At 71.2% G+C, this 12,284-nt stretch carries 7 protein-coding genes; 2 read left to right on the plus strand and 5 right to left on the minus strand.

Features of this window, described 5'->3' with window-relative positions; translation table 11 throughout:
- The first annotated feature begins 2 nt into the window (after positions 1-2).
- Positions 3-224, plus strand: a complete 222-nt coding sequence (locus tag OG792_RS25530) for a hypothetical protein (protein ID WP_329103029.1) — start codon at positions 3-5, stop codon at positions 222-224.
- Between the two features lie 84 nt (positions 225-308).
- Positions 309-2,102 (plus strand): hypothetical protein, encoded by a 1,794-nt coding sequence (locus tag OG792_RS25535; protein ID WP_329103031.1) that lies wholly within the window; start codon positions 309-311, stop codon positions 2,100-2,102.
- A 95-nt stretch (positions 2,103-2,197) separates the two neighbouring features.
- Here the strand turns inward: OG792_RS25535 and OG792_RS25540 are convergent, their stop codons facing one another.
- The 5 genes from OG792_RS25540 to OG792_RS25560 form a co-directional block, all read right to left on the minus strand.
- Positions 2,198-3,418, minus strand: coding sequence for a hypothetical protein (locus OG792_RS25540; RefSeq protein ID WP_329103033.1), 1,221 nt, complete (start codon positions 3,416-3,418; stop codon positions 2,198-2,200).
- Between the two features lie 342 nt (positions 3,419-3,760).
- Positions 3,761-5,272: a CocE/NonD family hydrolase gene (locus tag OG792_RS25545; protein WP_329103034.1), complete on the minus strand. Its 1,512-nt coding sequence runs from the start codon at positions 5,270-5,272 to the stop codon at positions 3,761-3,763.
- 585 nt (positions 5,273-5,857) lie between these two features.
- On the minus strand, positions 5,858-8,848 hold the full coding sequence (locus tag OG792_RS25550; protein WP_329103036.1) for a glycine--tRNA ligase: 2,991 nt from the start codon (positions 8,846-8,848) through the stop codon (positions 5,858-5,860).
- 61 nt (positions 8,849-8,909) lie between these two features.
- Complete coding sequence (locus OG792_RS25555) at positions 8,910-10,427, minus strand: hypothetical protein (protein WP_329103038.1); 1,518 nt, start codon at positions 10,425-10,427, stop codon at positions 8,910-8,912.
- Positions 10,424-12,277 carry a dynamin family protein gene (locus tag OG792_RS25560; RefSeq protein ID WP_329111422.1) on the minus strand — a complete coding sequence of 618 codons (1,854 nt, stop codon included), beginning with the start codon at positions 12,275-12,277 and terminating at the stop codon, positions 10,424-10,426. The genes OG792_RS25555 and OG792_RS25560 overlap by 4 nt, the downstream gene beginning before the upstream one ends.
- Positions 12,278-12,284 lie beyond the last annotated feature (7 nt).

The raw sequence follows: 12,284 nt of genomic DNA on the forward strand, positions 1-12,284 counted from the left end.
AGATGGGTAAGTTCGCCAAGCTGCTCACCCACGTCGTGTGCAGCGGCGTCGACGCCCGCTACGACCAGGTGACGATGGTCGAGGCGGACACCCAGGAGGAGATCCACGCGGCGGCCACCGACTTCCGGATGGGCGCCAAGGCCCGGTACATCGAGATCGTGGACATCGTGGTGGGCATGAAGGCCCCGCCGCGCGGCCTGGCGAACCGCGCCACCGACCAGTAGCGACAACGGACCACCACGGGCGACCGGACCGGCTGGCCGGTTGCCGGGGCGGCGGGCCGGTTGCCGGGGCGGCATGATCGGTCGATGTTCTCCTCATGGTCGTGGTTGCGGGATCCGCGACTCCTCGTGCCGTTGCTCGGCTTCGTCTTCATCGTCGCCTCGATAGTCGCCACGGGGCCGGAGGAACCCTGCTCGGCGGCGACCCCGTGCCTGCCGAGCAGGCCGGACTCGATAGCACTCGGCCTGCTGTTCGGCTCGATGGCCGTCGGGTACGTGCACTGGCGCACCGCGGCCTGGTTCGCGGTCGGTGCGGCGGTGGCCATCCTGGTGGTCGACTTCGGCGAGCCGGCGGTGCCGTGGTGGACGTACCTTCTCCTGTTGGGATACGTCGCGGGGTACTGGTACTTCCCGGAGTCGGGGCGCGGCAGTGCCGCCTCGGCCGTCGCGTCGAGCGTGCCGGTGACGGACCACCGGCCGGTGCCGCGACCGGCCGTGGTGCCGGTGCTCGGGCGACCCTGGCTCGCCCTGGCCGCGGTGCTCGCCACCGGCACAATCGGGATGAGCTGGTGGAGCGTGGTCGAACAGGACCGCAAGGACGCCCAGCAGCAGGCGGCCCGGGTGATGACGGGGGTCGTGCGGGAACATCGGGACGACTACACTGCCCGGGTCGAGTTCCCCGACGGGCGCCAGGTGAACGCCGACGTGCTGGAGGTCGGCGACTACCCAGTCGGCGGTCCGATGGACTTCTATGTCGACGGTCGTGGACTGATGCAGCCGGTCAGCGAGCCGTACGACGCGAGCGGCTGGCTCGTCCTCGCGACGATCGGCGCGGCCGCCGCCATCGCCCTGGCCCTGCGTACGGTCGACCGGAACAGTGCACTGCGCCGGCTGTTCAGCGACGCGCAGCCGGTACGGCAGGTCGGTGCGGTCGAGCAGTGGCGTGCCGTACAGCTGTTCCTGCCGGGCCCCCGACCGGGACGGACCACGCTGGCCACGGTTCCGGTGATCTCCGGCGGTCCGACCGACGACGAGTCGGACGTGCCGGACCGGTACGGCGACTCGGACGACGACGAGCCGGATGCCGGGCCGGACACGGGTTGGACAGCCATACCCGAACCGGCCGTGCTGTACGGCGACCCGCGCCCCGGACACTGGTGCGCGGTGCAGGTCGACGGGCGGGTACGCCTGCCCCGCAACCCGGTACGGCCGCTGACGGAGATCCCGGCCACCTCCACAGTGGCCGATCACCGGTCCGCGTCCGACGAGCCACTCGTCGATCCGGCCCTGGTCATCGACGCCGACCGCTGGTCCTCCCCCGCCGACGTACGGTTCCACCGCCAACACCCGCTGATCCGTTGGACCTCGGCGCTGGCCAGTGTGCCGGCACTGTTGTCGCCGGTCGGGCTGGTGTTCAGCGGCCCACTCGACGCGCTGCCGCTGCCGGGGGTGGTCGCCGTCGCGGCGCCCCTGACCGCGGTGGCCCTGTTTTACGGCTGGCGTCGCCACCTGCGGTCGTACCTGTGCTGGAACGCCGGCGGGCTGGTGCTGGTGACGACGTGGCGGGTGCACCGGCTCAGCTGGTCGGCGGGACTCCGGGTGGGCGGGGACGGTTCGGAGGTGTCCATGCTCGACGACGAGACGGAGCAGGTTTTCACGGTCGCGGCGCGACAGCGGATCCGGTTTCCACCGGCCGCGTCCGGCGAGCGGACCGCCGAGCAGTTGCGGCACGCCCTGCGCCACGCCCGCGACCAGGCCGTACGCGGCGAGCCGGTGTCCCCACCGGACGCCGAGGTGCCGCGTCCACCCCTGGTCGGGTTGCTGCTGTGCTGGGCGGCGATCGTCCCGGCGGCCAGCGTGGCGATCTTCTACGGGCTCTAGGAACGCGCCCCGACCGCTGCGCCCGCCGGCGGAACCGACGCGATGGTGGGCCGGCAGCCAGCCGACCCACCATGTCGTGCGATGGAGCGTCCCGGTCAGCCCAGGACGATGCCCGCGCCGTAGAAGTTCAACGAGCCGATGTAGCCGGCTCCGGCGAGCAGCGGTGCGTAGTAGACGATGGTGGAGCCGACCGGCGAGACGCCGGGGCAGGAGACGTTGGACGTACCCGCGGAGACGGTGCCACGGGCGTCGACCCGGCCGTCGGCCCGGTAGGAGTAGACCGGGCCACCGCTGTCGCCCGGAGCGACCGCGCAGGTGTTGTTGAGCTGCACGCCGTACGTCATCGGGCCGATCACGTAACCGACGTTGACGTACTGGTTGACGGCCTGCACCTGGATGTTGCAGTGCTCGCCGCTGGAGGCACCACCGGTACAGATGATGTTGCCGACGAAGTCGGTGACGGCGCCGCCGACGCCGACGCTGGTCGACGCGTTGTACGCGCCGGTGTAGATCCGACCGGAGGTGGCGGCGTTGATCATCAACGTGTCACGGGAGTCGTTGTCGTTGATGATCGGGCCGGCCACGCCCCAACTCGGCACCGAGGCGTTCTGGCCGTTCTGCCCGCAGTGACCGGCGCTGATGATCCGGTTCGCGCCGCCCCAGGAGACGGCGAAGCCGGTGCTGCATCCACCGACCGGGGTGTTGTAGCGGGCGCCGCCCCAGAACGGGCTGGTGTCCGCCTGTCGGCCGATCATCATCTCGGGCTGCTCGCCGGCGGCGTAGGTCACCGGCAGCTTCGCCGTACGGGCGACGGTGGAGCGGTTCTTGGCCTCGGCGGACCGGACGACGGTCACCGTGACACCGCTGCCGTCGGCCTTGGGCCCGGCGGAGGCGACGCCGGGCAGCGCGGCGAGTCGGGCGGCCTCGGCACCCATCTCGGTCATGCTGAACGCGGCGGGGAAGAACCTGACCGGCACGCCGGTGGCGGCGGCGATCCCGGACACGGACGCGGGGACGGCGCCCTTCCAGTAGACCCGGACCTCACGGTTCTCGGGTGCGGCGACGATGCCGGCCAGACCGGCACCGGCGCTGGCCGAGATCTTCGTCGCGGCGGCGTTCAGCTCCTCCTGGGCGGCGAACAACGCGGTCCAGCTCTGGTAGCCACCGGGCGGCGACCCGGCCGGCGCCCCGGACGGGTTGGTGGGCTTGGCCGATGCCGCGGTGGAGCCCGCGAGCAGCAGCATGACGGCGGCGGCGGTGACGAACGCCCGCCGGGCGGTTGTCCGTCGGGCGGTGGTTCCGTTTGATTGGATCAAGACGACCTCCTGATCAAGCATTCACAGACTTGGATGCCCGCGATGCATCCACAATGTGATCAGATGATCTCGGTACGTAATCGCGAATGTTGGGTATGCGACTTTTCGGTTGCGATCACGACCGAATCGCTGCTATTCGCGCAGCCACACACGGGCGCGCGAGAATTGATCCCGGATCATCCACCGAATTCGATCACCACAGTCGATCACATTGGCTGTTTTCGATCAGCAACGAAATCCGCAGCGGACCGCCGACGAACCCCTTCCGGGACTGACGCCAAGCCGTACGCGAAGGTGGGGTGCGGCTGCCGGTAGCCGCACCCCACCCTCCGTCCGATCGACTCAACCCAGTTCGGTATCGCCTATCGGAATGTCGAGACAGGACTCGTCGCCGTCCGGCGACGAGATCTCCACAGTGCTCCCGTCAACCGTGGCGTCACCGAACAGAAGATCCTTGGAATCGATGACGAGTTGCAGCTGGTGGCCGGCTCCGATCACATAGTGTGCGGGTTGGAGTTGCACGTCGACCGTTCTGGTCCGACCCGCGCCGTCGTTCAGGAACGTGAACGGCGCACTGGTGATGATGAGCGCGCGCCCGTTGCCCGGGTTCAGGTCGAACAGGTGCACCACGAGCGTCGCGGATTCGGCCGACGGCGTCACCGTGAACCGCAGGCGGGTCGTACCGACGATCCGCTGCCGCTTGACCAGCGGCGGGGATGCCCAGACCACCGCGTGGTCGGTCGGTATGGCCGTCGTGTCGTAGACGATCGGGCGGCCCAGCCGCTCCTGGATGCCGGTTGTCACCAGGGTCGGGGCCACGGTGGCCACCGTGTCCGTGCCCGCGGTGAAACTCCGGCTCCAACCGGCCCGGGGCCCGTCGGGCACCAGCTCCCCCACCGGGGCGCCGGGACCGGGGTCGCCGAGGTAGAACCGTCGGGCCGGTACGACGTACGACTCCCAGTCCGGCTTCTGGATCAGCGAGAGCAGGTTGTGCATGTACTCGGCGCGTACCCCCTGATCGGGGTGTCCGCCCTCGGCGGCGTTGACGACATGGTGGTCCAGCCACCGGTAGCTGGTCGCCGTCGGGCGGCTGATGCCGCCGAGAAAGCCGATCGCCTCGTCCCCGCCGTGGTCGCCGATCTGCACGAGCAGGCTCTTGGGACCGGTCAACGCCTGGTAGAACTCGACCACCGCCGGCACCGAGAAGATCGTCTCGTGCCAGTACGTGCCCAGGAAGATCGGCAGGTTCCGGTCGTTGAACCGCTCCAGGTAGCTGATCGGGGAGCGGATCGCGCTGAACTCCAGCAGCCGCTCGATGTTCCGGTTGGCGCGGAAGTCGTCGAAGATCTCGGCGACCTCCGCGGACACCCGGTCTTCGCCGAACAGCGCGACGAGTGCCTCGAACGCCTTGAGGTGCCGGGTCTCGTTCTCGTACAGCGAGCGTCCCAGGTCGGCCCAGGCGCTCTGGGCGCACACCGCCCTGACCCGCTCGTCGTGGGCGGCGATCAGCAGGCTCGTGCCGGCACCGTAGGAGGAGCCGACGAAGCCGATCCGGTCCGGATTCGCCTGCGGATGGTTCGCCAGGATCCAGTCGATCACGGCCGACCCGTCCGCCCAGTCCCCGGGACCGGCCACGTCGATCTTTCCCGAGGAGTAGGCCAGCCCCCGCTGGCTGTAGGCCACCGCGAGGTAACCCCGCTGCGCGAACTTCCTGATCATGCCCGGATACGATTCCCAGCCCGTTGGCGCGAGCGGCGCCGGCATAATCACCACCGGCACCGGGCCCGAGGTCTCCGTCGGTACGAACACCCCGGCGTCCAACACGACATCCTCGTCGGCTCCCGGAATGCTCACCCTGACAAAGGTTCCCAGCTTTCGGAGAGCCTGGTACTCCTCGACAAGATCTTCCGGAAGCTCCCCGAAGTCGCCGGAACCGAGCTGTTCGAGTGCTTCCGTTTGAGCCTTCAGTTGCGCTTTTTCGCCGGGCGCGAAATCAAATACGCTCCCGGCGGTAATTTGGACGGTCACTCAGCCAGCCGCCTTTTCGTGATTCGAGGAGGGAGGAGTGGCAGGACCGACCATATGGCGCAACGGAACCGCAGCGCCACATTCACTCACGTGACCCGCAATCCTCACGTACCCCCGTGGAAGTTCCCACTCGGATATTCCACCGGCCCTCAGAATCACCGCAAGTCGAATTCGCTGTAGCCACACAACGCCGCCCAGTCAGGGCGCCGAAGCTACCCCCAAGCGGCCTGTCGCACACCCCCACAAAAGAGGGCGAGCCAGGGCCCCCAACCCTATCGATCATGGAGTTGTGGTGCCCCTTTAGTGCCACAACGGCGGGTTTGTCACCCACCACAACTCCATGATCGACGGGGCGGACGGGCGGGGCGGACGGGCGGGACGGGCGGGGGGACGGGGCCGGGCGGGGGGCGGTTACATCCGTAGGTGGTCCCAGTCGAGCAGGTCGGCGCCGAGGTCGCGTACGGTCGCCAGCAGGCCGAGGCGGGCGGCCCGCAGGTCGAGGTCGTCGGTCATCACGAACACGTCGTCGAAGAACGTGTTCACCGGCGCGGTGATCCGGCCCGCCACCTCGTTGAAGCGCTCCAGGTCCGGCGCGGGTGGGAGGGCGTCGAGCACCTCGGTCAGCACCTCGTGCAGGCGCAGTTCGGCCGGCTCGACCAACGCCTCCGGGCGGTACCCGGCGGCGGTGCCGGCGGGAACGATCCGGCGGGCCCGCTGGATCGCCTCGGCCAGGGCCCGGAACTGCTCGTCCTTGACCAGGGCGTCGATCTGCCCGAGCAGGCGGTCGACCAGTCCCGGCCGGTCGGCGTGCGGTAGGGTCGCCCGCACCCGGTCGACCGGCTGGCCCTCCTCGGTGAGCAGCTGCTCCAGCCGGCGGGTCAGGAACTCGGCGGCGGCGGCGAGCACCGACTCGTCGACCGGCACCGGCTGCCGCCGGGCCGCCGCGGCGAGCGCCTCGGTCAGGCTCAGACCGGCCAGTTCCGGGTGGGCGCGGTGCACGGCCAGCAGACCCAGGAACGCCCGGCGTACGGCGAACGGGTCGCTGCTGCCGGTCGGCAGCCCGACCGTGGCGGCGAGCCCGGCGACCAGGTCCAGCCGATCGGCCAGCGACAACAGGGCACCGGACAGCGACGCCGGCAGCGCGTCACCGGCGCTGCGCGGCAGTTCGGACTCGTAGACCGCCCGGGCGACCGCCTCCGACTCCCCCGCGTGCAGGGCGTAGTCGCGGGCCATCACCCCGGCGAGGCTGGTCATCTCGGTGACCAACTGGGAGCCGAGGTCGAACTTCACCAGCGCGGCGGCCCGGTGCAGGGTCGCCATCTCGGCCGGGTCGATCTCCAGGGCGGCGGCCAGTACGCGGGACAGTTCGGCGATCCGGTCGGCACGGTCGGCCATCGAACCGAGCTTGTCGGTGAAGGTCAGCCGACCGATCCTCTCCCGCATCTCGGGCAGCGGAACCCGCAGGTCGGCGCGGTAGAAGAAGGCGGCGTCCTCGTACCGGGCGCGCAGCACCGCCTCGTTGCCGGCGCGGACCAGGTCGGCGTCGACCGCCCCGTTCGCGACCGCCACGAAGTACGGCATCAGCCGGCCCTCGGCGTCCCGGACCGGCAGGTAGCGCTGGTGCTTGCGCATCACGTTGACCAGGATCGCCTCCGGCAGCCGCAGATAGTCCGGGTCGAACCGGCCGAGCAGCGGGGTCGGCTGCTCCACCAGGTAGAGGATCTGGTCGATCAGGGAGCGTTCGGCGTCGGTGTCGAGCCGGCCGCCGGCCTCGGTGGCGAGCCGCTCGGCCCCGGCGACGATCAGCCGGCGACGCTCGTCCGGGTCGACCACTATGCCGGCGTCGGCCAGGATGCCCAGGTGGGCCTCTGCCGAGGCGACCGGGATGGTCGGCGCGGGCGCGTTGCGGTGCACCCGGGTCTGCCGGTCTGACGCCAGCGACGACACCGCCACCGGCACCACCTGGTCGCCCCAGAGGGCGAGCAGCCAGCGGACCGGGCGGGTGAAGGCCAGGTTCGGGTCGTTCCAGCGCATGTTCTTCGCCGACCGCAGCGCGGTGACCACCTTGGCCAGCACCTCGCCGAGCACCTCGGTGGCGTCCCGACCGGCCTCGGGGCGGAGCACGGCGAGGTGTTCGACGCCGTTGAACTCGACCCGCTCCAGCGCCCCGACCTCGACCTTCTGCGACCGGGCGAAGCCGAGCAGGGCGGGCGTGGGCTGCCCGTCGGCACCGAACGCGGCGCCGGCCTTGGGGCCCTTCACCGTACGGATGTGGTCCTCTTCGCGGGCGGCGACGTCGTCCACGACGGCGACCAGCCGGCGCGGGTTTGCCAGGACCCGGATGGTGCCGTGCGCCAGCCGGGTGCCGGCCAGCCGCTCGGTCAGCTCCCGACGCACCTGCTCACGGGCGGTACGCGCCTCGGCCGGCGGCATCTCCTCGGTACCGATCTCGAAGACCAGTTGCCGGCTGCCGGTGCCACCGGCCTCGCTGACCGGTCGGGCCGTGGTAACCGCTGCCGGCTGGGCCGGCTCAACCACCCCCAGAGGGTGACCAAGCGAACTTCTTTTCGCGGCCCAGAGGCGGGCCACCTCGCCGGCCATCCGGCGCATCCGGGCGAACTCGGCGGCCCGCTCCGAGGTGGAGACCGCGCCCCGCGAGTCGAGCACGTTGAACGCGTGCGAGCACTTCAGCACGTACGTGTGCGCGGGCACCGGCAGGCCGGCGTCGATCATCCGCTGGGCCTCGGTGGCGTACAGCTCCAGGAGTTGGCGGTTGGCCGCCACGTCGGCGTCGTCCAGGTAGTAGCGGGACATCTCGTACTCGGACTGGCCGAAGACCTCGCCGTAGCTGACGCCGGGCGCGTACGCGATGTCCTTGAAGTGGCGTACGTTCTGCAACGCCATGATGATCCGCTCGATGCCGTACGTGATCTCCACCGACGGTGGGTCGAGGTTCACCCCGCCGGCCTGCTGGAAGTACGTGAACTGGGTGATCTCCAGCCCGTCGAGCCAGACCTCCCAGCCCAGCCCCCAGGCGCCGAGCGCCGGTGAGGTCCAGTTGTCCTCGACGAACCGGACGTCGTGCGCGGTCACGTCGATGCCGAGCGCGGTCAGGCTGCCCAGGTAGAGCTCCTGCGGGTTGCCCGGTTCCGGCTTCAGGATGACCTGGAGCTGGGTGTGCGTCTGGAGCCGGTTCGGGTTCTCGCCGTACCGGGAGTCGTCCGGACGGACCGACGGCTCGACGTAGACGGTGCGCCACGGCTCCGGGCCGAGCACCCGCAGGAAGGTCGCCGGGTTGAGGGTTCCGGCGCCGACCTCGGTGTTCATCGGTTGCAGCGCGAGGCAGCCCTGCTCCGACCAGTACGCCGTGAGGCGAGCCAGGGCATCTTGCATGGTCAGCATGGAGAACTCCGTCCGAGGCGACCCCTGGCAGGCAGGCGGCAGCGGCGGCGCCAGGGTTCGCTCAGTGTAGTGACCAGCCCCCGCGCAGTTCGGCGAGCATCCCCTCGACGCTGCGCAGCACCACCCGGGCGATCCGCCGCTGGTCGGGCCGGAGCAGCGGGTCGTCGGCCTGTGCCTGCCAGCGGTACAGCGCGTCGACGCCAGCCTCCCACAGTTGACCGCCGTCGGTGTCCTGGTCCAGCTCCAGCCGTACGGCCAGGCTTGTGCCGTTGCCGCCGACGAGCCGGTGCGCCTCGGCGGACAGCTCCCGGTCGATCCTGGTCTTGGGGTCGCGGAGGGTGGCCAGCAGGCGCAGTTCGCGGAAGTCGTGCGCCGAGGCGAGCACCTGTTCCACCCGGCTGAGCAGGTCGGCCGAGCCGGGCCGGGGATCGGAGTGGACCACCCGTTCCAGGGCGGCGAGCGCGGACCGGGCCTTGAGCACCTCCCGGCGGTCGGTGAAGTAGCGGGCCATCGACTCGCGCAGCTCGGTCAGCCCGCTGCGCCGGACCAGTTCGGCGGCGAGCCCGGCCCGGTTGCCGGCACCGGTACGGATCAACGTGGTGGCCAGGCGCAGTCCGAAGACCCCGAACCGGTCCAGCAGCGCCCGCCGTACGGCGGCGTCGGGCAGCGTGGAATCGGAATAGTCGGCGGCGGCGTGTGAGCCGCCACGGGCGGTGAACGCGGTGTTGACGAACCGGTCGGCGGAGAGCAGGGCGGCGGTCAGTTCGTCGCGGGGCAGTTCGGCCAGGGCGGCCAGGGCGGCGTACTCGGCCTCGCCGAGCACCCGCCCGGCGAGCGCGACCAGCCCGGCGACCGGCACCACGCCCATGCACAGCGGGCGCACCCCCGGCTCCTGGTACTGCCGCCGGGCGAGCTGTTTCGCGGTGACCAGCGCGTCCACCCGGCCGCCGCCCAACTCGTCCGCGCGGGCGAGCACCAGCAGCACGTTCACCGGCGCGGACCGGCCGACGGCGCCCTCGCGCAGCGCCCGCAGGAAGCGCAGGTCGGTCTCGCGCCCGTCGCGGGTCAGGTAGAGCACCGCGTCCGCGTCCCGAATGATCTTCATCGCGGTCGGCTGGTCCTCGTCCGGCGCGGTCGGCGCCACGGCCGGCATCTCCATCAGTGTGGTGTGCCGCAGCACCCGGGTCGGCCAGCGCACCACCACCTCGCTGACCTGCGTCGACCGCCAGCCGCCCAGCTCCACCCGCAGCGCCCCGGTGGACCGGATCACCGGCAGCTCCCACGCCGACCCCTCCGCCGAGTACGCCGTCGCCCCCGGTTCCGGACCGTCCTCGTACCAGGTGTGCAGCGGGCCGCCGTCGGCCGGCTCGACCGGGGCGACCTCCTCCCCGAGGATCGCGTTGAGCAGCGTCGACTTGCCGGCCCGCCACGGCCCGGCGACGGCGATCCGCAGCGGCTCGTGGAACCGGTCGAGGTAGTGCCGCAGCCGTTCGGTGGCGCGCGGGTCGTCCCGGTAGAGCGCCAGCGCCTCGGCCAGCAGCGCCGGCACCGACTCGTCCAGCCGGGCGACGCCGGTCACCGGGGGCTGCCCAGCGGGGCCGACCCTGCCGCGCTCCGCCCCGACGCCAACTGCTGCACCTGCTCGTACAGGGCGGCCAGCCGGCGCATCTCCTGCTCGATCTGGCGGTGCCGCTGGTCGCGTACGGCCGCGTCGGCGTCGGCGGACTGCTTCGCCGTACGCAGGGACGCGACGATCGCCTCCTGGAGGTCCTCGGTCAGCGCGGCGAAGTGGTCGCGCAGCATCCGCTGCACCCGTCGGGCGGTGTCCCGGCAGTCCTTGTTCAGCCGCAGGAAGAAGTCGTCCACGTGCCGCGCGGAGGCCACCCGGACGGCCGCCTGCCGCCGCTTGAGCAGCGACTTGCTCTCGTCCACGATGCTCTTGCCGCCGAACAGCGCGCCGGCACCGAGCGACACGAAGTTGATCAGCGGCATGCCGGCCAGGCTGGTCGCCAGCCCGAACATCAACACCCCGCCGTACGAGCCGCGCAGCGCGGTCACCACCTTCTGGGTCGGGGTGAACCGCTCGATCGGCGGCTGTTCCAGCACCGGCAGCCGTTCGGCGATGTCGGCCGGGACCTGCACCGACCAGTCCGGCAGCGCGTCCTGGCCGTACCGGGTGAACTGGGCGGCGACCCGGCCGGCGATCCAGTCGCAGCGCTGGGCCAGCCAGACGAAGTTCGCCTCGGCCGCCTCGACCAGGTTCTCCTCCAGCCACTCCTGGAACGGTTCCCAACCGGTCTGCGGGTCGGCCGTCTCGAACGCCTCGTCCACCTGGCGCAGGATCTTGCGGGTCCGGTCGCGCAGGTCGTACTCGATGTCGGAGAGCAGGTCGGCCATCTCGTCGTTGAGCGTGTTCTGCCACCGGGTGGAGCACCGGCGCAGCTCGTCCACCTCGCGCTGGGCGGCCCGGAGCCGGTTCATCGCGGCCGAGTTGTCACCGGAGGTGGCCGAGGTCAGCTCGGCCCGCAGCGGCGCCGCGAGCTGTTCGATGGTGGTCCGGCTCAGCAGTGCCACCGCCGACCGGGCCAGCACCTCGGCCTTGCTGTTCTGGTCGCGCAGCAGCCGGCCGATCAGGTCCGGGAACCGGGACTCGGCGTTGACCACCCGGTCGTCGGTCTTCGCCGCCGCCAGGCGCAACGCGGCGGAGACCGGGATCAGCGCCGCCGGCACTCCGGCGCTGGCCAGGTGCTGCCGGTTGCGGTCGACCACCCCGCGCCAGTCCGGCACCATGTCGATCTTCGTCTGCACCACGATCACGTTCGGGTGCGACTGGGCCAGGTGCAGCAGCAGGTTCAGTTCGGCGACGGAGAGTTCCCTGGTCGAGTCGGTCACCAGCAGCACCGCGTCCGGCCGGGCCAACGCCGCGTACGCATTCGTCGTCCGGGCCTGGTCCGGACCCTCGGCACCGGGGGTGTCAACCAGGGTGAGTCCACCGGCGAGCAGCCCACGGGGCAGGCCGATCTCGACGTGGGTGCCGCCGGAGCCGGCGGCGACGGTGGTGCTGATCCGGGCGGTGACCTGCTCGATCGGCAGCGGCAGCCGAACAGCGGCGGCGGGCGCCTCGACGGCCGGGCGGCCGGGCGCCGGGGCGGCGGCCCGGACCAGGGCGGCGGTCGGTTCCGGTGCGTGCCGGACCACTGTCGGGACCACAGTGGTCCGGCCGTCACCCACCGGACAGACCGGCGCGTTGATCAGGGCGTTGACGAGCTGGCTCTTGCCCTGTTTGGGTTCGCCGACGACCAGGACCCGCAGCCCCGGATCCAGTAGCTGCACCCGCTTGCGGCGTACCGAGTCGACCAGGTCGTGACGACCGTGCGCCGCGCACAGCCGGCTCGTCTCGTCGAGTACGTCAAGCCAAATCGGCGTCATCACGCAC

The organism is Micromonospora sp. NBC_01699 (assembly GCF_036250065.1).
Taxonomy (GTDB): domain Bacteria; phylum Actinomycetota; class Actinomycetes; order Mycobacteriales; family Micromonosporaceae; genus Micromonospora_G.

Bases quoted from the DNA above. Each gene is read 5' to 3' on its own strand.
- OG792_RS25535 (WP_329103031.1), top strand. From the start codon at position 309: ATGTTCTCCTCATGGTCGTGGTTGCGGGATCCGCGACTCCTCGTGCCG.
- OG792_RS25560 (WP_329111422.1), bottom strand. From the start codon at position 12,277: ATGACGCCGATTTGGCTTGACGTACTCGACGAGACGAGCCGGCTGTGC.
- OG792_RS25550 (WP_329103036.1), bottom strand. From the start codon at position 8,848: ATGCTGACCATGCAAGATGCCCTGGCTCGCCTCACGGCGTACTGGTCG.
- OG792_RS25530 (WP_329103029.1), top strand. From the start codon at position 3: ATGGGTAAGTTCGCCAAGCTGCTCACCCACGTCGTGTGCAGCGGCGTC.